Below are 22621 nucleotides of genomic sequence, written 5' to 3' on the forward strand. Positions count from 1 at the left end.
TCATATGAAAAAGAATAACTTTCTGCATAAACATCAAAAAACACTCGCGCCTTTGTTGTCACTTGTACTGATCATTTTGATCACAGCATCGGTGACGCCTGGGTTTCTGAGTATTCGAATGGTCGATGGGCACCTGTTTGGTAGCCTGTTGGATATTCTTCATCGCGCAACGCCAACAGCCTTGGTGGCTTTGGGGATGGCGGTAGTAATTGGTACTCGCGGTATTGATTTGTCCGTGGGGGCTGTGATTGCGATTTCCGGTGCGGTTACGGCGGTATTGACGGTCAATACCGATTGGCCTGTCTGGGTGGTAATTTTATGCGCTTTAGGCACGGGTATGTTGTGCGGTTTGTGGAATGGCATCTTGGTGTCGGTGTTTAATATTCAACCCATTGTCGCCACGTTAATCTTGATGGTGGCAGGGCGTGGTATTGCGCAGATGATTACGGAAGGCCAAATCGTCACCTTCCATTCTGATGTATTGGATGCCATTGGTAACGGTTATTTCTTGGCGTTTCCTATTCGCGTGTGGATTGCGATAGGCATGATTGCTTTAACCGTTTTGGTGATGCGTAAAACCGCGCTGGGTTTGTTTATTGAAGCGGTTGGTGCCAACGTGCGAGCCAGCCGTTTGGTGGGCATCGAAGCACGCTTGTTGGTGTTGTCAGCCTACGTTTTTTCGGGTCTTTGTGCTGCGATGAGCGGCATTATCCTTGCGGCCGATATTCGCGGGGCCGATGCTAACAATGCCGGATTATGGTTAGAGCTGGACGCGATTTTGGCGGTGGTATTGGCCGGAGCTTCGTTAGCGGGCGGACGTATTTATTTGCTGCTGACGATTGTTGGCGTGTTAATTATTCAAACTTTAACCACGGCGATTCTGACCAGTGGTTTGCCTGTTCAATATAATTTGGTAGTAAAAGCAACCATTATTCTCGCGGTATTGTTGGTTCAATCACCAAAGACTCGTCAATGGATATCTGATTTTTTCACGAAAAAGAAGCGTGCAGCTAATAGTAGTACTGGTAAAGCGGATACCGGTAAAGGGAGCGAAAAACCATGATTAACGAACGTAATTTGCCGATATTGGCGACTTTACTAGTTTTCATTATGCTGTACGGTTTTGGCATGTACGAATACAAGGGCTTTCGCGACACCTTGGTGTTCTCAAATTTATTGACGGATAACGCTTTCTTGATCATCACCGCGATCGGTATGACCTTTGTGATCCTGTCTGGTGGCATCGATTTATCAGTCGGATCGATGATCGCGTTTATCGGCGTGCTGATGGCGTATTTAATTTCCAATACGGGTATGCATCCTTTGTTTGCGATTGGTATTGCTTTAGTGGTCGGTGTGGCCTTTGGCGCGATAATGGGTGTCATTATTGCGTTCTTCGAGATTCAGGCATTTATCGTTACTTTGGCGGGGATGTTTTTGTTTCGTGGTTTGGCGTATTTGATAAATCTAGACGCAGTGCCGATTGATCATCCGTTTATTACTGGCTTGTACGATATTTATGTGCCGTTACCAGGGCGTGGTGGTTTGACCTTTATCGCTATGGCCATGTTGGTATTACTGGCGCTGGGAATATTGATTGCTCGTAGAACACGTTTTGGTATGAGTGTGTATGCTTTGGGTGGAGACAGTCATTCCGCTGCCTTGCTGGGCGTACCAGTGAAAAAGACCATTATTAAAATCTATGCCTTGAGCGGTTTTTATAGTGCCATGTCTGGGGTGATTTTTGCGATTTACACCGGCTCGGCGTATCCATTAGCAGCGGTTGGGGTAGAGCTAGATGCCATTGCAGCGGTGGTTATCGGTGGAACCTTGTTAACAGGTGGTGTGGGCTATGTGTTTGGAACTTTTTTGGGCGGAATGATCCAGGGCATTATTCAAACCTTAATTACCTTTGATGGTTCGTTAAACAGCTGGTGGACAAAACTTGCGGTGGGTGGCTTGTTGTTGTTCTTTATCTTGCTGCAAAAAGGTATTGTGTACTGGGTGAAAAAACGCTCGGCGGCTTAGGGTTTTACTCTCAGTTTGCTCGTGTCATCAGGCATAAAAAAACCAGTACTTTTGAAGTACTGGTTTTTTCGACCTGTTTTGGTGCGTTTGCTAGAGCGTTACGCTTCCGTTGGATCTTGGTAAATGTTTTTGTAGCAGTAGTTGGTTGCTTCAACGAAGCCGTCAACGCTACCACAGTCAAAGCGTTTGCCTTTGAATTTATAGGCTAGTACGCAACCTTCTTGAGCTTGTTGCAAAATAGCGTCGGTGATTTGTACTTCACCGTTGCGGCCCGCTGGCGTGTTACGGATCTTATCAAAAATATCTGGTGTTAGGATGTAACGGCCGATAATAGCAAGGTTTGATGGCGCGTCTTCTTTTGCCGGTTTTTCCACCATGTCGGTAACACGGTATAGGCCGTCCATCATGGATTCGCCTTTGATGACGCCATATTTGTGCACTTCGTCTTCTGGTACTTCTTCAATCGCAACGATAGTGCAACGGAATTGGTTATACAGTTTAACCATTTGTGCCATTACACCATCATCTTCACCGAAGCAAAGGTCATCTGCTAGTACCACACCAAAGGCTTCATCGCCAATAAGTGGTTCACCCGTTAGGATGGCATGGCCTAGACCTAACATGTTGTTTTGGCGAGTAAAAGAGAAGTTCACGTTGTCGATCAGGTGGCGTATGCCATCTAGGTATTTTTCTTTATTGGTACCAGCAATTTGATGCTCTAGCTCATAACTGATGTCGAAATGGTCGGCAATGGCACGTTTACCACGACCCGTTACGAAGGTGACATTGTCCAAGCCCGCTTTGACCGCTTCTTCTACGCCGTACTGAACCAAAGGCTTGTTTACAATAGGTAGCATTTCTTTGGGCATGGATTTAGTGGCAGGCAAAAAACGGGTGCCATAACCAGCAACAGGGAATAGACATTTGCGAATCATAAATTTTCCTTAAAAAATGGCGTTAATCTTTGTTTAATGGCTGGCTAAAATTATACCGTATAGTCAGCCTGTTTCATTTCTGTGGTGAATTTAATTTAAAGCATCTTTCGTGACGCTTTTTATCACCTTAGTTAATCGATCTAGTACTGGTGAGCTGAGTTTGTACCAATGCCAGTAAAGAGGCAAGGCTAGCCGTCTATTTGGGAGCAAGGATACCAATTTCTTGCTTTTTATTTCCGGTTTGATTTGAATACTAGGAATTAAAGCACAGACTGTGCCACCCATTACGAGCTCAACAAAGCCATGGGGGGATGGGTACCAATGACTGTGACTAATGTCAGTTTTTACCTTTAAACACTCATTTTGATAACGGACCCAAAGTTCATCATGTTCGTCATAAATTAAAGACGGGGATTTTAGTACCGCTTCGGCACTAAGGTCGCCTTTTAAATGCTTTTCGATAAAACTCGGCGTAGCGACCAGCTCGTAATACATATTGCCGAGAAAGATAGAGTCTCCACCCGCTACTGGGGTGCCAATTTGACTAATACAAGCCACCACTTCGCCCGTTTGTAATAAAGCACGAGTATTGGCTTGGTCGGCAGCTTTAATATGCAGTTTGGTCGTATCCGTCGTAGAGAACTGACTGACGACTTCGGTAAACCAAGTCGCGAGCACATCGTTGTTGACCGCAATGCTTATCGGTTGAGTGGCTTGGTTGCCTTGGATGGCTTCTTGTAAACCTTCTTCGAGCATGGTGACTTTGTTGAAATGCGCTAGTAGCTGCTCGCCAAGTGGTGTGGCAACCACAGGCCTGGCGCGAATCAGTAAGGGGCGGCCGCAGACTTGTTCTAAGCGTTTGATATTTTGTGACACCGCAGATTGTGTCAGGTGAAGATACTCCGCTGCTTTGTCAAAACTTTGGAACTTCAAAACGGCGTGAAGAGAGGACAGCGCTTTATAATCCAACATAATTTTATCTAATATAACTTTAGTTTAATTAATTTCAATTTAATGGTTGCCTTGCGTAAGATCAAGTCTCTTTAAAGAACACTGATATACTGGAGAAGGTTGTGTTGGCATTTGCGAGTGGCGCGATTACTGGTGGCGGTTTGATTATTGCTGTTGGGGCGCAGAATAGTTTTTTATTGGAGCAGGCACTAAAGCGACATTATGCCTTTCCAATTGCCGTGCTGTTTATATTAAGTGATGCTATTTCCATTGCACTAGGGGCGTTTGGTTTAGGTTTGATTTTGCAAAGTCATGACTGGCTTTTGTCGGTCTCCCGTTGGGCGGGCGTGGCTTTCTTGGTGTGGTTTGCCTTGGGTAAATGGCGTGCGTCGTTTCAAGAAGAGCATTTAATTTTAGAGCAATATAGTAAGCGTTTAGCCTTGTGGCCGTTGGTGATGATGGGGTTTGCGGTGACGTGGCTTAATCCGCATTTTTACTTAGATACCATGATTTTGATGGGGAGTTTGGCGAACCAGTGGCAAGGAGCAAAGTGGGAGTTTGTTTTCGGTGGTGTGTGCGCATCTGTGTTGTGGTTTTTGTCTTTGGCTTTCGTCGGAAAACTGTGTGCCAAGTGGCTAGAAAAAGCGGCTTTCTGGCGTTGGTTTAATCGTGTGAATGCTATCTTGATTTGGAGTATTGCGCTTAAAATTGCAACACAGCCCTTATCGTAAAAGGGCTGTGTTGTTTATGATCGCCAGTTATAGAATGGACTAAAGTTTGATTTCAACCTCGTGAGAGGTTTCTTCAGTCACTGTTGAAGAATCTGCTTCAACTAACATTTCCGCTGTAGCAACAGATGAAACGGTCAATGCCACTGGGATTTGATCTCCTTGCTCTTCGATGATCATCGCTGGCTGATGCTTGATTCGATACACAGCAAACAATGCTACGGAGATGTTTAAACCGGCAACGAACCAGAACAAAGCATCTATGCGCATGGTGTCCATTAGGGCTGCTGCAACCAGAGGCCCTAACATACCACCAATACCATTTAGCAATATCATGCCGCTACTGGCAGAGAGAATTTGTTCTGGGCGAAGTTGGTCATTCATGTGAGAGGAAGCGAGCGAGTACATTGGGAAGGTAAATGCGCCCACTGCAAACATGCCAATCATCATTAATATTTGGTTGTTCATCGTGCCGCCGAGCGGCACGATGAAAGCGGCAATGGCGCCAACAACGCCAACCCAAAGAATGGTGACACGACGGTCTTGGCGGTCAGATAGTTTACCAATTGGCCATTGCAGTAACATCCCACCGACGTAACTGGCACCGATAAAGAATGAAATTTCAACAATGTCCATGCCGATGCTTTTTGCATAAAGCGCACCCAGCCCCAGTAAGGCACCAGAGGTTGCCCCTGCAATGGTGACACCGGTGACACCAAGCGGAGCGGTTCTAATTAAACCAATAATATTGAGTTTTTCTGGAATATTAATGGTTGGAGAAGGAGTACGCACTAATAATAGAGGAACCACTGCCAAGGAGATTAGTACCGAGGTCAAAATAAACAGGCCGTATCCACTAGGAGAGGATAAGTTTAATAAGAACTGACTAATTGTTTGGCTTGCCCAGATTTCGATAATATAAATCGAAAATAAACGGCCACGAGTCTTGTTGGTTGCAATGTCGTTTAGCCAGCTTTCGGTAACAATAAAGAGACCCGCATAACACAAGCCCGTCCCCATCCGCATAAGCATCCAGAACCATGGGTTAACGACCATGGATTGCATTAGGATAGTAACGGATGCTAATGATGCAACTGCAGCAAACACGCGAATATGACCAACATTTTTGACCCAATTTGGTACTAAAAGGGAGCCCAAAATAAAGCCAAGGTAATATGCCGACATGATTAAACCTGTCGCAGTTGTATTAAACCCCTCAATAGAAGCTCTAATACCAATAAGTGAACTTTGCAAAGCACTTGCCATAGTGAGTACGGCAATACCTATAAGTAGGCTCCAAATTGGAATCAGGGTTTGCTTTAACATTCAGTGTCCTTTATGTGTTTTAGCTGGCAATAAAAAGTTAAATAATGACCTAGATTGATCAATATTTCGGCTGACTATACCGACAGAATTCTTGATTGCAATCACTAATCTTAGACTTAAAAGATAGCAGATTAAAATGCTTGTTTCTTAGGTCATTAGGCCGTTTGATTTAATGCTTTGAGTCATTAAATTTGAGATGCAAACAACGTACCTTTCTGGTTGGATTCTTTTTTCGAACCACTTTTCATGCTTAAAGCCCATAACCTTAATCAAATACACTCAGCATATTGCTCCTTGATGTAAAACGACTTAAACAGAGGGTTACTATAAATAAGAAAGGCCAGATGTTTCCATCTAGCCTTTTAACTTTATTTTAGCTAGAGCACATTATCATGCTGCGGCTTCTTCACGGCCAAAATGCTTACCAAGTAGCGCATGGTAAAAATTATGATCGTTGAGAATGCCGATGCATTGACCTGCTTCTTCCAATACTAATAAGTGATTAGAGTGGTAACGGATCTCGACGGCATCACGCATGGCGATGTTGGCAGGGACAATAAAAACCGTGTTATCTGACACATTGGCGATGATGGTTTCAGGTGTCCAGCGAGCTGTTGGGATTTCGCCTTGTGATCCTTGTACTGAAGTCAATTTACCATTTTCTAGTGTCATTGAAATATCATCACTGATGATGATTTTGCCATCTTTCACTGCCAAATCAGCCAAAGGCGTCATTAGTGATTGGCCGCGTAGTACGTTTAAAGGGTTGGTATGCGCAACAAATCTTTCTACGTACTCAGTAGCTGGATTTAGGACGATTTGCTCTGGGGCATCTTCCTGAATGATCCTAGCCGATTCCATAATGGCAATCTTGGAGCCGATTTTTAAGGCTTCGTCTAGGTCATGGCTCACAAAAATGATGGTTTTATTAAGGCGTTTCTGCAGCTCGATGAGTTCGTCTTGCAGCTGAGAACGAATTAGAGGGTCAAGCGCTGAAAAGGGTTCGTCCATTAGTAATACGTCTGTATCCATGACAAAGGCTCTTGCTAAACCAACCCGCTGACGCATCCCGCCAGAAAGCTCATCGGGTTTTTTGTCTGCCCATTTATCTAGGCTCACCATTTTGAGCTGTTCACGTGCTTTTTCAAGTCGTTCTGCTTTCGGCATACCTTGCATTTCTAAACCAAAAGCAACGTTTTCGAGCACTGTGAGCCAAGGCATTAAAGCAAAGCTTTGAAATACCATGGAGACTCTATGGGTTCTCATGTGGCGTAGTTTTGTTTCATCACATTTGGCCATATCGACCATTTTGTCGCCATCTCTTACAAGGCAACGACCACGGGCGATTTTATTCAAGCCATTGACGGCGCGCAGTAGGGTAGATTTACCTGACCCTGACAACCCCATCAAGACACAGATTTCACCTTCATTTACTTCTATGTTGGCATTTTGTACACCAACTACGTCGCCAGTTATTCCTAGAATTTCATCACGAGAGTGACCTTTGTCCATCAGTGGGAGTGTTTTTGCTTTATTGTCACCGAAGACGATGTCTACGTTTTCAATTGTTACAACAGCCATAAATTACCCCTCGTTCTTAGATGATGGCGACTTACAAATACGGTCTAGCATAATGGCAACCAATACAATGGCGACACCTGCTTCAAAGCCTTGGGAAATGTTTACCGTGTTTAGTGCTCTGACAACTGGCTTACCTAAACCATCTGCTCCGACCAAGGCTGCAACCACCACCATGGATAAAGACAGCATAATACATTGGGTGACACCGGCCATGATGTTTGGCATGGCAGCGGGTAGTTCAACTTTGTAAAGCAGCTTTGATTTCGTACAGCCAAACGCCAAACCAGCTTCAATGAGCTCATTAGGAACCTTACTGACACCTAGGTAGGTCAATCGAATTGGTGCGGCAATGGCGAATATAATGGTCGATATTAACCCTGGGACATAGCCCAAGCCGAAAAGAATCAATGTTGGGATCAGGTAAACAAAGGTTGGGATTGTCTGCATTAAATCCAACACCGGGCGTAATATGGTGTATAGCCAAGGACGATGGGCAGCAGCAATACCAATAGGAACACCAATCAAAACGCTCATTGCGGTCGCTGAGATAACCAGCACTAAGGTTTGTATTGTTTCGATCCAATAGCCCATATTTATGATTAGTAATAGGGATAAGGTGACGAAGATGATTAAGCTAATACTACGATGTAGGAACCAAACACCCACTAGAATGATGGCAATCACTGCGAGTGGGTGAAGATATTCAATCGCATCGACCATGTTAACGATCATGGTTTCTAGGGTGAGGGAGACAAGGTCAAAAAACACGGAAGCCGCACTCACCAGCCAGTCGACAAAGTTTTCCATCCAAGCGCCAAGAGGGATTTTATTATCCGTCAGCCAATTCATATGTGTGTTCTCCCGATAGGTTGATGACGCATTCTTAGCCGTGTGTGACTAAGAATGCGATGTTATGCAAGTGATGTATTACAGGCCTAGATGTGATTTCACAGCGCTAAGGCCGTTATCACCAGAGGCAGTAGTAACCCCTTTAAGCCAATTATCGAGGACGTCTGGGTTGGCTTTTAACCATTCTTTTGCTGCGATATTAGGCTTTTTGCCGTCGTCTAAGATGGCGCCCATGATTTCGTTTTCCATAGGTAAAGAGAAGGTTAGGTTAGTAATAAGTTTGCCGACATTTGGGCATTCTTGGATGAAACCTTTACGGATGTTGGTATGAACATTGGCACCACCAAAGTCTGGACCAAAGTAGTCATCGCCACCGGATAGGTATTCCATTTTGAAGTTGGCATTCATTGGATGTGGCGCCCAACCTAGGAAGGCGATCCATTTATTGCGGCGAGTATTTCGGTTTACTTGAGAAAGCATGCCGGCTTCGCTTGATTCGACTAGTTGGAAGTCACCTAAGTCAAACGCATTGGAATCGATCATGTCTTGGATGATGCGGTTGCCGTCATTACCCGGTTCAATGCCGTAGATGCGACCAGAAAACTCTTTGCGGTGTTTGGCTATGTCTGAAAAGTGTGTAACACCAGCATCAAAAGCATCTTTACTTACTGCTAGCGTGTATTTAGCGCCGACTAGGTTGGGACCAAGGTCTTCAACAGTGCCAGCTTTAAGATAAGGTTCGATATCCGCTTGCATGGTAGGCATCCAGTTGCCTAGGAAGACATCAATGTCACCGTTTGCAAGTGATGTATAAGTCACGGGAACCGATAATAGTTGCGTTTTGGCTTTGTAACCTAAGCCTTCGACGATTTCGCTGGTTACGGCGGTTGTCGCTGTAATGTCTGTCCAGCCCACGTCTGAAAAGCGTACAGTAGAACACTCTGCGGCTATTGTTAGCCCCGAAACGCTTACCATACTAATGGCGATAGCGGTCTTTTTTGCCTTATTTAACATAACCTTATCCTCTTTCTATTGAACTCAAAATCAATGAGCGAATACAGTGTTTAATAGCAACACTGAGTGTGAACTCCTAAAACGTTAAGCAGCGAATAAATGAAGGCTGCTCAAAAATGTATGATGTAAATATAGGTATTAAGGTGTTCAGTGATGACTTTTGAACACCAAATCCAAATAATTTAGTATTTGTTCAGAGGCTTCTTTTTTATCAATTCCGCCTGCAAGTGAGCCCCTTAGCCACATGCCGTCAATTAATGCAGCGACTGTGAGGGCAATGCTACGTGCTTCTTGTAATTCGAATTCTTCTTTTAGCACACACACAAGCGAGGTATTTAGTCGCTTTGAATAAACGTTTTGTAACCGATATAAAGAAGGTGTGTGCATTGCTGACGCCCAAAACCCCATCCAAGCTTTAACGACTTGAGGGTGAGTCTGAGACTGACTAAAACTGGCTTTTACAATGGCCATTACTTTATATTTTGCTGACTTGTTTTTTGTTTTTGTTATTTCTACTGATAACCCGTCAAAAAATTCACGGATTAGGCTTTTCATTGTTGCTTCATACAAACCATCTTTACCACCAAAGTAGTGATTAATGATGGCGGGTGATACACCTGCTTTTTTACCAATAACACTGACTGTCGCTCCCGCAAAACCATATTTATCTATGGCTTTTATTGCGGCCTCGATGAGCTGAGGTTTTCGTATTTCAGGCATTCCAACTTTTGGCATTCTGGATCCTTTTTTATTAAACAGCCGTTTAATGAAAACTATACTAGGCCGATTGTGCAATTTAGGTCAACCCTTGACAAATCTAAAACTTAGTACTCTAATAAATTTAACGCTTTGATTTTAAAAGCTTTTTAGCCATTTAAAATTTTTTTAGTCTTTTTTGACTGCTAATGTGTCGCTTTAAGATAAGAAATAAGGATTTTTAGGCTTATTTCTTCTGATTTTTGGGCGTGTCTATCTTATTTACTCGTCAGATTATTACTGGAGTTTGTCTCTTAGGTTATGTTAATTATAAAACGAAATATATGACTGGAGTGTTATTTAATGGCTGTCTCTTCTTCTACTTTTGATACTGTAATAGATCGATTTAATACCAGCAGTGATAAATGGTCTAAATACCCTGAAACCGTTCTCCCAATGTGGGTGGCTGATATGGATTTTGATTCACCTGACTGTATAAAATATTCATTAAATCAAAGGGTTAGTGAAGGTGTTTATGGTTATACCCATACACCTAAGGCGTTAGAGAAAGCCATACAGTCACATCTTTTACATCGTTATAATTGGAACGTTTCCGCGTCAAATTTGGTGCATTTACCTGGTTTGGTATGTGCTCTACATCTAAGTGTTCAAGTTTTTTCTAAAGAGGGTGAGGGGGTCGTTGTACCTGGGCCTGTTTATTACCATTTAACCAAGGCGCCACAATGGTCTGGGCGTGACTTATTGCATGTGGATATGTGTACCCAAGATGGCCGTTGGGTGCCTGATATGGCGCAACTCGAAGCCGCTTGTGCGAATCCGAAAAGTAAAATGATTTTGTTATGCAATCCACATAATCCAGGTGGAACTGTCTATACAAAAGCTGAGTTATTGAGCATTCATGCACTGGCTGAAAAGTATGATTTGCTGATTGTTAGTGATGAAATTCATTGCGATTTGATCTTGGACGATTTGCCACATGTGCCTTTTGCGAGTCTAAATAAGGATGCTGCAAATCGTACGATTACCTTAATGGCGCCAAGTAAAACATTCAATATTGCAGGGTTAGGTTATGCCTTTGCCGTCATAGACAACGCAGAATTACGTCAGGCTTTTAATAAAAAAAGAGCAGGTCTTATTCCATCACCCAATATGCTTGGCTTAACGGCCGCTACGGCTGCTTATGAGACGGGGCAAGAATGGCATAAAGCTCTGCTCACGTATTTGAAAGGAAATCGAGATTTATTGGCTCAAAGACTCACAGCAACACCATTAAAAATGTTGCATTTGGAAGCGACATATTTGGCTTGGATAGATGTTTCTGCTTTGGCGTTGGATGATCCATATCAATTTTTCGTTGATGCGGGCGTTGGTGTTTCAAATGGTAAAGATTTTGGTAATCCGAACTATGTTCGCCTAAACTTTGGATGTCCCCAATCGATTCTGACCCAAGCGATAACTCGTATTGAAGAAGCACTAATAACGCATAAGTTTATGTAATTTATCATGCTTTTCAAGTGGTTAAGTCTTCATGGTTGAGGTCCTTTTTATTTTTTTAATGTAAAGAGAGGCTTTTATGTTGACCTTAGCATCGAGTGATTTTGTAAAACAGTATATTCAGCATAGCTCTCCTGCAATGCGGGCAGATTTGTTGGAAATAATTGATATGATGGAGTTAATTGCACCTGACGCCGAGTTGCTTGGTGATTTAGGAATTCCGTATTTTCAGCAGAACTCAAGTTGGCTCTATGGTGTGGCCGCACGGTCAGATCATTTGTGTATATATTTTTCTGACTTAAGTGTTTTGTATCCTTTTGTCGAACGATTACCGCATGTTCAATTTGGTGATAATTGCCTTATTATTCATCGGCTGGATGAGATTAACCTCAATGTATTAGCAGAGCTTTTTGGGCAAATCAAAGTCCATTTTTTGCTGAACCATCGAGATCCTCCAGATCTTGTTCAATAACAGTAAAGGTAGATTTTTCTATTTGGTTTTATAACAGTTTTTTAACTAGGTTACTTGCTGAATGATAGATTTCACTGTTCGGATTGGTGTGTTTTTTCTTGCATTCAGTGTTTTGGTTTTGTGGCAGTGGCTGAGACCAAGGAGCCCGCTGTTACAGTGGCGTCAGCGTTGGCGTCACAATGTGTGTTTATTTGCGTTAGGTACGCTTTGTGTTCGAGTAATTCAGCCGTTATTACTGTCTGTTATTGCCTTCTTCAGCACGGAGTTTGGTGTGCTCTGGTGGTTGGGTTTGCCTTTTTGGGCAGTGTTCTTATTAAGTATTTTATGGCTGGATTGCCTTATTTATTGGCAACATCGGTTGTTTCACCGTATTCCTATTTTATGGCGAATTCATCGTGTCCATCATTCGGATCCAGAACTAGACGTCAGCTCAGCAGTCCGTTTTCACCCTATCGAGATTGTATTGTCATTATTTATTAAGGGGCTGGCTGTTTGGTTACTGGGTGTTCCTGTGGAAGCTGTGTTGGCGTTTGATATTTTATTGAATGCGTCGGCTATGTTTAATCACACCAATGTAAGATTGCCTGTTATTATCGAAGTATGGACTAAGAAGTTGCTGGTCACTCCTGACATGCATCGCATACATCATTCAAGAGTGAGCCTTGAAGCAAACAGTAATTACGGTTTTTTCCTCAGTATTTGGGATGCGCTTTTTAGAAGTAAAAGAAATAACGCCTTAGAAGGAGATGAGCACTTAAAAATAGGACTGCCGGATACAAAAACGTATCAACCCACATCGTTAAAAGACGTATTGGTGATGCCTTTTGCCGTATTAAAAAAGCATCGTTAAAGACGAAAAATAAGAAGCAGTTAGGGAACCCTATGAGTTATCACGAAGTAAATTTTATCGAAATGCGTGTTATTGGTTGCCTTATGGAAAAAGAGATAACCACGCCAGATCAGTATCCTCTTAGTTTGAATGCCCTTGTTAATGCTTGTAATCAAAAGTCCAATCGCGAGCCTGTGACTCAACTGTCAGAACTGGACGTTCAAGATGCCTTGGATGCTCTAGTGACTCGTGGCTTAGTCACTGAAATTAACGCTTCCCATAGTCGCGTTAGTAAATACCAGCACAGGTTTTGTAATACGGAGTTTTCAGACTTACAGTTATCGCCACCAGAAACAGCGATCATTTGTCTGATGTTTGTTCGAGGTGCACAAACGCCGGGAGAGCTTCGTTCACGCAGTGGTAGGTTACATACTTTCCAGTCTCGTGATGAAGTGGAATTGGCCTTGCAGTCGCTACAAACTAAAAGGGGTGGCCCTTATGTTTGCCAGTTAGCAAAAGAGCCTGGAAAGCGTGAACAACGCTACCAAGAGTGTTTTTGTTCCGAGTCTGAGTATCCACTAAGTGGAGATGTTGCAGGTTCAATAGCATCAAGCAAAAATGACGAGAACACCCTGCAATTGGAAGCTCGAATAGTTGAATTAGAGGTGCAAATACAAGAATTAAATGAATATATTCAACAGCTTGAAAATGCGAGTGGACTATAAACTTTTTTAGCGTCAAACTTAGCGAGATATTTGCGCGATTACTTCGGGCGCTAATGCTTTATTAAGTTAATGGGGAGAATCCTATGAAGAAGGTACGCTGGGGTATTATTGGTACAGGTCAAATCGCGCATTTATTTGCCAGTGATTTTTGTCATGTCAAAGCAGGCGAACTTCGTGCGGTTGCTTCTCGTGATAAGGCGTCTGCAGATGCTTTTTCTGCTGAGTTCGATATTGAGTTAGCGTTTGTCGACTATTTCTCCTTGATTAACAGCAATGAGGTTGATGCTATTTATATTGCCACTCCTCATGTGTATCACTACGATTTGACCAAAGCCTGTATTTTGGCGGGTAAAGCGGTATTGTGTGAAAAGCCTTTCACTATCAATGAGGCGCAATCTAAGGACCTTTACGATTTAGCTTTAGAACATAACGTGTTTGTTATGGAAGCTATGTGGACACGCTTTAACCCTGTTATAGAGCAAGTAGTAGAGTGGGTTGAAGAGGGCGAAATTGGCGATTTAAACAGCATTCAAGCAAGTTTTAATTTTATTGGCCCGACTGATCCTAATCATCGATTGATGAATCTTGAGCTCGGCGGCGGCGCTTTATTGGATATTGGTATTTATCCGGTGTTCTTAGCACAATTATTTTTCGGTAAGCCGGACTTTGTGCAGAACCAAGCCGTTATTGGCGACACAGAAGTGGATCTGTTCGAGCAGATACTATTAGGGTGGGAAAGTGGGCAGCTCGCTTCTTTGGATGCGTCTTTGATTTCATGTAACCCGAACCGCGCTATGCTTTCTGGTTCTAAAGGCTATATTGAGATCGATTCTGAATGGTTCAAAGCAAAATCCTGTCGCGTTGTTAGTGCAGATAATAAAGAACGAGTTGTAGAATTTGACTTTCCTGGAAATGGTTACCAATTTGAAGTGGATGAAGTGAACCGCTGTCTTGAAGAAGGGTTAATTCAAAGCCCTAATCATAGCTGGCAGAACAGTTTAGAATTGATTGCAACCCTAGATGAGATTCGTCAAGACATAGGTTTGTACTATCCGGGTGAAGAGAGTGAAGGCCATCCCCATGATGAAGAAGATTTACATGAACATCATCATGAGCATAGCCATCATCATAAGCATTGATTATTGAAAACAAGTGCTAAATAAAAAAGGCTCTTTTCATCGCTGAAAAGAGCCTTTTTTTGTCCGTTTTATGAGCTAAGGGTAAGTCTTAGTTCAGGTGCTTATTAAGCGTTGGTAGCAGTACTTTGAACAAACGTGGCGCAGCACATAATACGTCGCCTTTTTCAAGGCTTGGAGAGCCATCAAAGCCAGCGAATAGGCAACCTGCTTCTTTTGCGATAAATAGCGGTGCTTGCATCTCCCACTCTTGAAGTTTGATACCCCAAGCGGCGTCAAGGCGACCAGCAGCTACGTTAGCAAGCATCAATGCTGGAGAGTCTTGCATAACGGCACGAGCGCCTTGCTCTGCAATGTCAGTGAGCACGGCAAATTGACCAGACAAATATGGTGTTAGACGGTCAGTTGCAGGGAATTGAGCTGCGACAGTTACATTTTCTAATGTACGTGCAGAGCTGCTACGAATGCGTGAATTGTTTAGGTAAGCACCACGACCTTTACTCGCGTAAAACTCGTCTTTAGTGTGAGGGTTTAGTACAAGAGCGTGCTCCACTTTACCGGCAACTAGGTAGCTCATAGTAATAACGTTACCAGTTAGGCCACGTGAAAATAAGTGCTGACCTTGAATCGCATCAATAATCCATTCACCTTCCTCACCATTTTGTACAGAGCCTTGAAGGCGAGTAGTAATAGTGTCTGCTGGGTAGGCTTTTTCTAGGTGGTAAACAATGCTACGTTCAGCGCCAGAGCAAACAGTCTGATAAACCTGTTCTGCTGATTGGCCTTGTTCTTTGTCAAAAAGCAGTTTCTCTTGAGAGTGAACTATATATTCTGCAGCGGCACGAGCTGCTTTTAGTGCGACATTGATTCTAGGTTGCATAATTTACCGTCAATTATTCCGTCATTAAAATGCACATACCGTCCACAAGACGATAAGTTGCCAAATAAAGTGTTAAAGAGCGGGCAGTCTCCGTTTTATCTATTAAAACCGAGCGCCTAAATAAGAGCGCGAATTCTATCTTAATCGTCTGCATTTTACTAGGAAATATTTGTTCGAAAATTGATCGATTTGCGGCTTTGGCATAAATATCTGTTAAGATACGTGGCATTGTCCCACTGCTACTATTGGTACCTCATAAAATGCAAAACAAAGTAAGAATAGTCCTTGTTAATACATCGCACCCAGGCAACATTGGTGGCGCTGCTCGTGCAATGAAAAATATGGGGTTAGCAGAGCTTTATCTTGTGGCACCGAAGCAATACCCTAGCGATGAGGCGGTAAGCCGAGCCTCTGGTGCAACCGATATTTTGGAGAATGCGGTTGTCGTTGAAACGTTAGAAGAGGCGTTGGCGGATTGTCAGCTGGTGATTGGTACTAGTGCGCGTGAACGCAATATTCCTTGGCCTTTGGTTGATCCAAGACAAGCAGCAGATTTGGTGTTTGATGAAGGCTTGGTCACGGCGTTTGTGTTTGGTCGTGAAGATCGAGGTTTGACGAATGAAGAATTGCAGCGCTGTAACTATCATGTGCATATTCCGTCTGTTGAGACCTTTAGTTCTTTGAATCTAGGCGCAGCAGTGCAAGTTATCGCGTACGAGCTACGAATGAAATCTTTGTTGATGAAAGATGCTCCTGTGGTAGCAAGTAAATGGGATGTGCCAGCGGCGAACGTAGAGCAAATCGATTATCTGCTTGAGCATCTAGAAAAAGTGCTAGTACAGACAGAATTTCTTGATCCAGAAGTGCCGATGCAGGTCATGACGCGTTTTCGTCGTATGTTTCAGCGCTCTCGGTTGGATCAGCAGGAGGTTGGTATGCTGAGAGGTATGTTGTCTTCTATGGAAAAGAAAATGAAGTCATGACGACTGTGCTCGACAATACTTTGTTAAAAACAGAAGCCAGAATCTTAAGCTGAAACAAAAAACGCTGACTTATAACTAAGTCAGCGTTTTTTTTGAACTATGTGTTGGTCTTAAGCTTTGCGCTCAGGACGACCTTCTTCTTGCCAATGGGTATGGAATTTTTGGCCTGGCTCTGCGTCCACTCGTTCATAGGTGTGAGCACCAAAATAATCACGCTGCGCTTGTAGTAAGTTGGCAGGCAATACTTCAGAACGGTAACCATCGAAGTAAGCCAAGGCAGAGAAGAAAGACGGAGTTGGAATGCCTGACTGTGCGGCAAGAACAACGGCTTTACGAAGACCTGCTTGTTTACTTGCCATTGCGTCTGCGAAGTAATCGCTTAGCAATAAGTTTTCAAGCTCTGGGTTTTCTGTAAATGCGTCAGCAATCTTTTGTAGGAAAGAAGCACGAATGATACAGCCGCCACGCCAGATTTTCGCGATATCACTGAAGTTGAATTTCCAGTCATATTCTTTTTCAGCCGCACGCATGAGTTGGAAGCCTTGAGCATAAGCACAGATTTTTGCGCAGTAAAGCGCTTCTTCTATCGCTTTTTCTACTTCTTCTGCCTCGATTTCACCACTGTCTAAGTCGGCAACAAGTTTGCTGGCAGCGAGCTCACGTTCGCCTGTTAATGTGCTTAGCGCTCGAGCGTAAACGGATTCGCTAATAATACCAGCAGGGACACCCATTTGAGTTGCGCTTATCGATGTCCAGCGACCTGTGCCTTTTTGACCTGCGCTGTCCAAAATCATATCAACCAGTGGTGCGCCTGTTTTTTGATCGTATTGTTGAAGAATATCTGCTGAGATTTCAACAAGGTAGCTGTTTAGAACACCTTGGTTCCATTTTTCAAACAGTTTACCGATTTCTTCAGGTTCGTAACCAAGTAAAGAGCGTAACAAATGGTAGGCTTCACAAATAAGCTGCATGTCAGCGTATTCAATACCGTTATGAACCATTTTTACATAGTGACCTGCACCGTTTGGTCCAAGGTAAGCAGTACAAGGTTCGCCTTCTGTAACAGGTTTGCCAGGAGTATTGCTAACAATAGGTTTGCCATTTGCGTCTACTTTAGCAGCAACGGCTTCCCACATTGGCTGTAGGTATTTCCAAGAGTCTGCGTCACCGCCTGGCATAAGTGATGGGCCAAACCGAGCACCCACTTCACCACCAGAAACGGCGGTACCAAAGAATTTGAATTTTTCTTTGTAGTCCGCCTCGCGGCGGATGGTGTCCGTCCATTGGCTGTTACCACAGTCTACAACGATGTCATCTGGCTCTAGACCCGCTTTAATTAAGCCGTCGCAAACAGCGTCTACAGGGCTTCCCGCAGGAACGAGAACAACAATAACGCGAGGCTTGATAAGGTTGGATAGCATGTCTTCCATGCTTGAACTACCAATGATACGAGCTTCTGTTGATGAAGCGGGACGTTCAGCGGCTTCCGTATCAAGAACGTCTTGCACTTTATGTGTGTCAAGATCAAAACCTGCAACTCGGTAGCCATGGTCAGCTAAATTTAAGGCCAAGTTTTTACCCATGACACCCAGGCCGACAAATCCAATATTGCAGTTCTGATTTGTTTTTAACATAAATATCGATCAACCTTTTGAACAATTGGGGAAATTTAAGAAAGAATCTTACCACGAAGCGCGATGATTCAGGACATACTAGAGGCAAGAAAAATTCAAAAAATTGTATTTTTTTGAGGTTTCTTAATAGAAACCTTACAAGTTAGATGGTTTTGTCGTTCATAGATATGCGGTTGGTTTGATGATTATTGTAGGTATGTGAGTCAGTAAGAAGATTTCTATTTAGTCGTAAGGTGACAAAAAAGAAAGAAAACTACATAAATTTGGCGCTCAACAAACAGTACCTGAGTATATTTTGTTAGGAAAGCTCGTCTAATTTCATATAAAACATTAGATAACAATGACTTATGTGATATTTAAAAGTTTCAAAATGGTAATAAAATAACATATTGTTATAACAATATTTTTTTTTAGATTGTTTTGTTACTATGTTTTTCACCGAAAAAAACTTCCTATAACTGAGTGTTTTATATGACGCAATATTTGGTGTTGTCGTATAGAGGCATTTTTTATAAGAGTGATCAGACAATCTTTATCGTTCAGAGGATTTAGCAAAATGAACTCCGCATTAGACGTAGCGACTATTCATACAAATTTAACCACGCCGCAGTTGGTGGAAAAAGCCCTGCAGAATGGCGAAGGGGTTCTTGCCGATAACGGTGCGCTTGTTGTTGAAACTGGCGCTCGTACAGGTCGTTCACCTATGGATCGTTTTATTGTGGAAGAGACATCCAGTAAAGACAGCATCCATTGGGGACCAGTTAACCGTCCATTCCCTGAAGCAAAATTTGCTCCGCTTTGGGATCGTGTGGCTGCTTACCTTGATGGTCAAGAATCGTTCTTATCTAACATTCATGTTGGTGCTGGTGATGAGTATTATTTACCTGTAATAATGCGCACTGAAACAGCTTGGCATCAGTTGTTCGGTCGTAATTTATTTATCCGTCCTGACGTCTATAACCCGTCAAGTAAAGGTGAGTGGCAGATTCTTAATGCGCCAAACTTTGTTTGTGACCCTGAGCGCGATGGCACCAATTCAGATGGTTGTGTGATTCTGAACTTTGCTGAGCGTAAGGTACTTATTGCGGGTATGCGTTACGCTGGTGAAATGAAAAAAGCTATGTTCTCTGTGCAGAACTATTTGTTGCCAGCTTATGAAGTGTTGCCAATGCACTGCGCTGCGAACGTAGGTACAGAAGACGATGTGACTTTATTCTTCGGTTTGTCTGGCACGGGTAAAACCACTTTATCTGCAGATCCTGAGCGCTTTTTGATTGGTGATGATGAACATGGTTGGGGTAAAGACACAGTTTTTAATATTGAAGGTGGTTGCTACGCTAAAACGATTGACCTTTCTCAAAAGAATGAACCGATCATTTGGGATGCGATTAAATTTGGTACTATCGTTGAAAACGTTGTTCTAGATCCTAATACACGTGTTGCTGATTACGCTGATACGTCTTTGACGCAGAATGGCCGTGCTGGTTATCCTCGTGAGCATATTGAGAAGCGCGCTGCAGATAACCGTGCTGGTGAGCCAAATGCGATTATATTTTTAACCTGTGATTTGACTGGTGTTCTTCCTCCAGTGTCTATTCTGACAAAAGAAGCGGCGGCGTATCATTTCTTGAGTGGTTACACTGCGCTTGTTGGTTCCACCGAGATGGGGGCTGGCACAGGTATTAAGTCAACATTCTCTACTTGTTTTGGTGCGCCTTTCTTCCCGCGTTCTGCTGATGTCTATGCAGATCTTTTGATAAAACGTATCGAAGAGTTTGGTAGTAAAGTTTATCTAGTCAATACTGGTTGGACTGGTGGTGCTCATGGTCAAGGTGGGAAGCGTTTTAGTATTCCAACGACTCGTGCTGTAATTTCTGCCATTCAATCTGGTGTATTGGCTGATGCTGAAACTGAGCATTTAGCAGATGTTAACCTAGATGTGCCAACTCAGGTTCCTGGTGTTGATAGTGTTTTGTTGAACCCTCGTAAAACATGGGCTGATCAGTCGGCATATGAGGTTCAAGCGAAGAACTTGATCTCTCAATTTGTTGAGAACTTTAAGAAATTCGAAACCGTATCTGATGCTATCGTGAAGGCTGGTCCAACACTTTAAGCTTGTTTTTATTAGGCTTCCTATAAAGCCGTGCGTTTTTGCACGGCTTTTTTGTTTTTGTCGATTTTATAAAATAGTGCTTTATTCCTTAAATCATGTAATCTTTTGTGTATGTATATAGATAGTCATTGCCATTTTGATTTTGATGTATTTGATGATCAGCGTGACGCTTTAATGTCGCGTTGTCTAGCAAGTGGCGTCGGCGGCTTTTTAGTACCGGCGACCACGCATTCCAGTTGGTCTAAATTAGCGTCACTCATTGTGAATTATCCCGAGTGGCGAGCGGCATATGGTCTGCACCCTTATTTCTTGCGGAATGCTGAATTAGCTCAGGTTGATCTGCTTGGCGAGCAATGTGAAAGTAGCCGAGTGGTTGCTGTTGGTGAAATCGGGTTGGACTGCTGGCCTGATGCTGTTGATATGGCGGTACAGATTGATTTTTTTTCTAGGCAATTGAGTGTGGCTAAATCTTTGCAATTGCCTGTTATTGTACATTCCAGGAAAAGCTATGACTTAGTACTGAAATGTTTGAGAAATGTGAAGTTTCAAGAGGGTGGCGTGATTCATGCCTTTAATGGCAGCCTTGAGCAGGCGAAGCGATTTTTAGACCTTGGTTTTGTGCTTGGTATTGGCGGTACAATTACTTATCCAAGGGCGAAAAAAGCCCATCGTGTTCTGGCTGCTTTGGACAGTCGGGCATTTGTTCTTGAGACGGATTCACCTGATATGCCTCTTAATGGTTTTCAGGGAGAAATAAATACACCACTTTCTATTCCCTTGATTGCGCAGTGCGTGGCAACGATAAGAGCAGAAAATGTTGAGCTGATCGCTATGCAGACATGTGATAATCTACTTAGAGTTTTGCCTAAGTGGAATGAGGGTTCGTTGTGAATACTACATCTGATATTAATGCTCCTATACGCATTCTCCTGTTGGGGAGTGGAACGGAAGTAGGGTCGTCATTATTAAGTTTATCAAAAGAAAAGAGTGAATTTTTATGGCTATGCCCAGACGAGTCATTATTGCTGGATGTTGCTAGAAGGGAAGAACTAGATGCAATGCAGTTTGATGTTGTTATTGATGCATTAAGTTTGCGTTATGCCTTGCAGAGTGATGATGTAAAATTGCAAGCGACTTTGCGTTACTTTAATGAGCAAGCCAGTGCGCCTTTGATAATGATTAGTAGCGCTAGAGTTTTTTCGGGCAATAAAGATGCACCATATGCTGAAACGGATGAACCTGATAGCACAGAGCCTTATGCTCAAGCCCTGATTGCGGCAGAGTCTATTGTGCTTAGTAATCCAGATAATATTGTGTTGCGAACAGGTTGGCTCTTTAGTGGTCAAGGTGATGACTTTGTATGTAGAACACTTGGTTTGATTCAGGATGGTGTTAATCTTGCCTACAAAGATGATCTAATTGGTAGCCCGACTCCGGTATCGGATTTGGTCCGCGTTATTTTATCTATGGTGAATCAGGGATATTACGGTGCGCAAAATAAAGGTGTTTACCATTATTGTTGTGCGGAAGAAATCAGTTGGATTCGTTTGGTTGAGGCTATTCTTGCGACTTCTGGGCAGTTTGATCCTAAAGCGCAAGTGGAAGTTGAGGCAATCGGTGATTCGTTTCCGGAAGCTCAAGAATCTTCTTCGATGCAGCGTCAGTCGTTATCTTGTCGAAAGGTGTTTAATCACTTTGGGATAAAGCAGCGACCATGGCGATCAAAATTACGAAATCTAGTGAAGGAATTATACAAAACCAGTTAACAGCGTGTGAGCTGGAATTAATAAGTGAAAGGGGCTGATGTGTACAAGGTAAATAAAAAAGCGGTTATGTTGGTGTTTATCCTTCAGGTTATCCTTGGAGGTGTTTGGTATGTGTCAGCACCTTCTTCATTTTTAGACCGCTTTGCATGGGATATGGAGTCTAGTCAGCTAGCTATTGGCTTGATATTAGCATTTGTCATATCTTCCCTTGTGTACTTAAGCTTTACGGTTTGGCTATTAAGCCGAGTGAAGGGCTTTTCTGGAGGAGGGCGCTTTTTCTTGGTGATAGGTTTGTGGCTGTTTGGGGTTTTACCTAATACTGCTTTCCTCTGTATCTACTTAGAGCTTGGTTTGTCTGATACCTTATATCTATTGTCATATGGGGCAGCAAATAGCGCCATAGCAGCAATCATATTGCCTTTATGGCGCGCTTCGCGTTCGATATTTAAGGACTAAATCG

The 22621-nt window shown here is 43.0% G+C and carries 22 protein-coding genes; 13 read left to right on the top strand and 9 right to left on the bottom strand.

Going from position 1 to position 22621, the window contains the following annotated elements; translation table 11 throughout:
* The first annotated feature begins 4 nt into the window (after positions 1-4).
* Both DFP77_RS04215 and yjfF read left to right on the top strand, forming a co-directional pair.
* Entirely contained in the window at positions 5-1063 is a 1059-nt protein-coding gene (locus DFP77_RS04215) for an ABC transporter permease (RefSeq protein WP_114411042.1), read from the top strand.
* Positions 1060-2028, top strand: coding sequence for a galactofuranose ABC transporter, permease protein YjfF (gene yjfF / locus DFP77_RS04220; protein ID WP_114411043.1), 969 nt, complete (start codon positions 1060-1062; stop codon positions 2026-2028). The genes DFP77_RS04215 and yjfF overlap by 4 nt, the downstream gene beginning before the upstream one ends.
* Before the next feature lie 98 nt (positions 2029-2126).
* Here yjfF and galU read toward each other — a convergent pair whose 3' ends face one another.
* Entirely contained in the window at positions 2127-2963 is an 837-nt protein-coding gene (galU, locus tag DFP77_RS04225) for a UTP--glucose-1-phosphate uridylyltransferase GalU (protein WP_114411044.1), read from the bottom strand.
* Positions 2964-3053: 90 nt separating this feature from the next.
* On the bottom strand, positions 3054-3935 hold the full coding sequence (locus DFP77_RS04230) for an ArgP/LysG family DNA-binding transcriptional regulator (RefSeq protein WP_114411045.1): 882 nt from the start codon (positions 3933-3935) through the stop codon (positions 3054-3056).
* A 101-nt stretch (positions 3936-4036) separates the two neighbouring features.
* Between DFP77_RS04230 and DFP77_RS04235 the strand changes: the two genes are divergently transcribed.
* Positions 4037-4645, top strand: coding sequence for a LysE/ArgO family amino acid transporter (locus tag DFP77_RS04235; RefSeq protein WP_114411046.1), 609 nt, complete (start codon positions 4037-4039; stop codon positions 4643-4645).
* Positions 4646-4684: 39 nt separating this feature from the next.
* Here DFP77_RS04235 and DFP77_RS04240 read toward each other — a convergent pair whose 3' ends face one another.
* The 5 genes from DFP77_RS04240 to betI all read right to left on the bottom strand — a co-directional run bounded on the left by DFP77_RS04240 (position 4685) and on the right by betI (position 10147).
* Complete coding sequence (locus DFP77_RS04240) at positions 4685-5968, bottom strand: MFS transporter (protein ID WP_114411047.1); 1284 nt, start codon at positions 5966-5968, stop codon at positions 4685-4687.
* 390 nt (positions 5969-6358) lie between these two features.
* Positions 6359-7549, bottom strand: a complete 1191-nt coding sequence (gene choV, locus DFP77_RS04245; RefSeq protein WP_114411048.1) for a choline ABC transporter ATP-binding protein — start codon at positions 7547-7549, stop codon at positions 6359-6361.
* A gap of 3 nt (positions 7550-7552) precedes the next feature.
* Positions 7553-8398 carry a choline ABC transporter permease subunit gene (gene choW / locus DFP77_RS04250; protein WP_114411049.1) on the bottom strand — a complete coding sequence of 282 codons (846 nt, stop codon included), beginning with the start codon at positions 8396-8398 and terminating at the stop codon, positions 7553-7555.
* Between the two features lie 78 nt (positions 8399-8476).
* The gene (locus DFP77_RS04255) at positions 8477-9412 is read right to left on the bottom strand and encodes a choline ABC transporter substrate-binding protein (RefSeq protein ID WP_114411050.1); all 936 of its coding nucleotides are present in this window, start codon (positions 9410-9412) and stop codon (positions 8477-8479) included.
* Positions 9413-9559: 147 nt separating this feature from the next.
* A complete protein-coding gene (gene betI / locus DFP77_RS04260; protein WP_114411051.1) occupies positions 9560-10147 on the bottom strand; it encodes a transcriptional regulator BetI in 588 nt (195 codons plus the stop codon).
* Between the two features lie 324 nt (positions 10148-10471).
* On the opposite strand from betI, the gene DFP77_RS04265 reads away from it, so the two are divergent.
* The 5 genes from DFP77_RS04265 (at position 10472) to DFP77_RS04285 (ending at position 14788) form a co-directional block, all read left to right on the top strand.
* Positions 10472-11626 carry a MalY/PatB family protein gene (locus DFP77_RS04265; protein ID WP_114411052.1) on the top strand — a complete coding sequence of 385 codons (1155 nt, stop codon included), beginning with the start codon at positions 10472-10474 and terminating at the stop codon, positions 11624-11626.
* Positions 11627-11702: 76 nt separating this feature from the next.
* Positions 11703-12095 (top strand): DUF1801 domain-containing protein, encoded by a 393-nt coding sequence (locus tag DFP77_RS04270; RefSeq protein ID WP_114411053.1) that lies wholly within the window; start codon positions 11703-11705, stop codon positions 12093-12095.
* Between the two features lie 61 nt (positions 12096-12156).
* Positions 12157-12945 (top strand): sterol desaturase family protein, encoded by a 789-nt coding sequence (locus DFP77_RS04275; RefSeq protein WP_114411054.1) that lies wholly within the window; start codon positions 12157-12159, stop codon positions 12943-12945.
* Between the two features lie 32 nt (positions 12946-12977).
* Entirely contained in the window at positions 12978-13649 is a 672-nt protein-coding gene (locus DFP77_RS04280) for a YceH family protein (RefSeq protein ID WP_114411055.1), read from the top strand.
* A gap of 83 nt (positions 13650-13732) precedes the next feature.
* The gene (locus DFP77_RS04285; protein ID WP_114411056.1) at positions 13733-14788 is read left to right on the top strand and encodes a Gfo/Idh/MocA family protein; all 1056 of its coding nucleotides are present in this window, start codon (positions 13733-13735) and stop codon (positions 14786-14788) included.
* 88 nt (positions 14789-14876) lie between these two features.
* Here DFP77_RS04285 and DFP77_RS04290 read toward each other — a convergent pair whose 3' ends face one another.
* A complete protein-coding gene (locus DFP77_RS04290) occupies positions 14877-15665 on the bottom strand; it encodes an inositol monophosphatase family protein (protein ID WP_114411057.1) in 789 nt (262 codons plus the stop codon).
* A gap of 260 nt (positions 15666-15925) precedes the next feature.
* On the opposite strand from DFP77_RS04290, the gene DFP77_RS04295 reads away from it, so the two are divergent.
* Positions 15926-16648, top strand: a complete 723-nt coding sequence (locus DFP77_RS04295) for an RNA methyltransferase (RefSeq protein ID WP_114411058.1) — start codon at positions 15926-15928, stop codon at positions 16646-16648.
* Between the two features lie 110 nt (positions 16649-16758).
* Here DFP77_RS04295 and gnd read toward each other — a convergent pair whose 3' ends face one another.
* On the bottom strand, positions 16759-18282 hold the full coding sequence (gnd, locus tag DFP77_RS04300; RefSeq protein ID WP_114411059.1) for an NADP-dependent phosphogluconate dehydrogenase: 1524 nt from the start codon (positions 18280-18282) through the stop codon (positions 16759-16761).
* A 556-nt stretch (positions 18283-18838) separates the two neighbouring features.
* On the opposite strand from gnd, the gene DFP77_RS04305 reads away from it, so the two are divergent.
* From DFP77_RS04305 to DFP77_RS04320, 4 genes are all read left to right on the top strand, one after another.
* A complete protein-coding gene (locus DFP77_RS04305; RefSeq protein ID WP_114411060.1) occupies positions 18839-20395 on the top strand; it encodes a phosphoenolpyruvate carboxykinase in 1557 nt (518 codons plus the stop codon).
* 111 nt (positions 20396-20506) lie between these two features.
* Positions 20507-21286 carry a TatD family hydrolase gene (locus DFP77_RS04310; RefSeq protein WP_114411061.1) on the top strand — a complete coding sequence of 260 codons (780 nt, stop codon included), beginning with the start codon at positions 20507-20509 and terminating at the stop codon, positions 21284-21286.
* A complete protein-coding gene (locus DFP77_RS04315) occupies positions 21283-22161 on the top strand; it encodes an SDR family oxidoreductase (RefSeq protein ID WP_114411062.1) in 879 nt (292 codons plus the stop codon). Before DFP77_RS04310 ends, DFP77_RS04315 begins: the two co-directional genes overlap by 4 nt.
* A 39-nt stretch (positions 22162-22200) precedes the next feature.
* On the top strand, positions 22201-22617 hold the full coding sequence (locus tag DFP77_RS04320) for a hypothetical protein (protein WP_114411074.1): 417 nt from the start codon (positions 22201-22203) through the stop codon (positions 22615-22617).
* Positions 22618-22621: the final 4 nt, after the last annotated feature.

This window comes from Marinomonas foliarum (genome assembly GCF_003337275.1).
In the GTDB taxonomy this organism is placed as follows: Bacteria; Pseudomonadota; Gammaproteobacteria; order Pseudomonadales; family Marinomonadaceae; genus Marinomonas; species Marinomonas foliarum.

Excerpts from the sequence above, each read along its gene's own strand:
- DFP77_RS04275 (WP_114411054.1), top strand. The coding sequence starts at position 12,157 with ATGATAGATTTCACTGTTCGGATTGGTGTGTTTTTTCTTGCATTCAGT.
- DFP77_RS04215 (WP_114411042.1), top strand. The coding sequence starts at position 5 with ATGAAAAAGAATAACTTTCTGCATAAACATCAAAAAACACTCGCGCCT.
- DFP77_RS04290 (WP_114411057.1), bottom strand. The coding sequence starts at position 15,665 with ATGCAACCTAGAATCAATGTCGCACTAAAAGCAGCTCGTGCCGCTGCA.
- DFP77_RS04285 (WP_114411056.1), top strand. The coding sequence starts at position 13,733 with ATGAAGAAGGTACGCTGGGGTATTATTGGTACAGGTCAAATCGCGCAT.
- choV (WP_114411048.1), bottom strand. The coding sequence starts at position 7,549 with ATGGCTGTTGTAACAATTGAAAACGTAGACATCGTCTTCGGTGACAAT.
- yjfF (WP_114411043.1), top strand. The coding sequence starts at position 1,060 with ATGATTAACGAACGTAATTTGCCGATATTGGCGACTTTACTAGTTTTC.
- DFP77_RS04240 (WP_114411047.1), bottom strand. The coding sequence starts at position 5,968 with ATGTTAAAGCAAACCCTGATTCCAATTTGGAGCCTACTTATAGGTATT.
- DFP77_RS04255 (WP_114411050.1), bottom strand. The coding sequence starts at position 9,412 with ATGTTAAATAAGGCAAAAAAGACCGCTATCGCCATTAGTATGGTAAGC.
- galU (WP_114411044.1), bottom strand. The coding sequence starts at position 2,963 with ATGATTCGCAAATGTCTATTCCCTGTTGCTGGTTATGGCACCCGTTTT.
- choW (WP_114411049.1), bottom strand. The coding sequence starts at position 8,398 with ATGAATTGGCTGACGGATAATAAAATCCCTCTTGGCGCTTGGATGGAA.
- DFP77_RS04270 (WP_114411053.1), top strand. The coding sequence starts at position 11,703 with ATGTTGACCTTAGCATCGAGTGATTTTGTAAAACAGTATATTCAGCAT.
- DFP77_RS04305 (WP_114411060.1), top strand. The coding sequence starts at position 18,839 with ATGAACTCCGCATTAGACGTAGCGACTATTCATACAAATTTAACCACG.
- DFP77_RS04280 (WP_114411055.1), top strand. The coding sequence starts at position 12,978 with ATGAGTTATCACGAAGTAAATTTTATCGAAATGCGTGTTATTGGTTGC.
- gnd (WP_114411059.1), bottom strand. The coding sequence starts at position 18,282 with ATGTTAAAAACAAATCAGAACTGCAATATTGGATTTGTCGGCCTGGGT.
- DFP77_RS04230 (WP_114411045.1), bottom strand. The coding sequence starts at position 3,935 with ATGTTGGATTATAAAGCGCTGTCCTCTCTTCACGCCGTTTTGAAGTTC.
- DFP77_RS04310 (WP_114411061.1), top strand. The coding sequence starts at position 20,507 with ATGTATATAGATAGTCATTGCCATTTTGATTTTGATGTATTTGATGAT.
- DFP77_RS04295 (WP_114411058.1), top strand. The coding sequence starts at position 15,926 with ATGCAAAACAAAGTAAGAATAGTCCTTGTTAATACATCGCACCCAGGC.
- betI (WP_114411051.1), bottom strand. The coding sequence starts at position 10,147 with ATGCCAAAAGTTGGAATGCCTGAAATACGAAAACCTCAGCTCATCGAG.
- DFP77_RS04265 (WP_114411052.1), top strand. The coding sequence starts at position 10,472 with ATGGCTGTCTCTTCTTCTACTTTTGATACTGTAATAGATCGATTTAAT.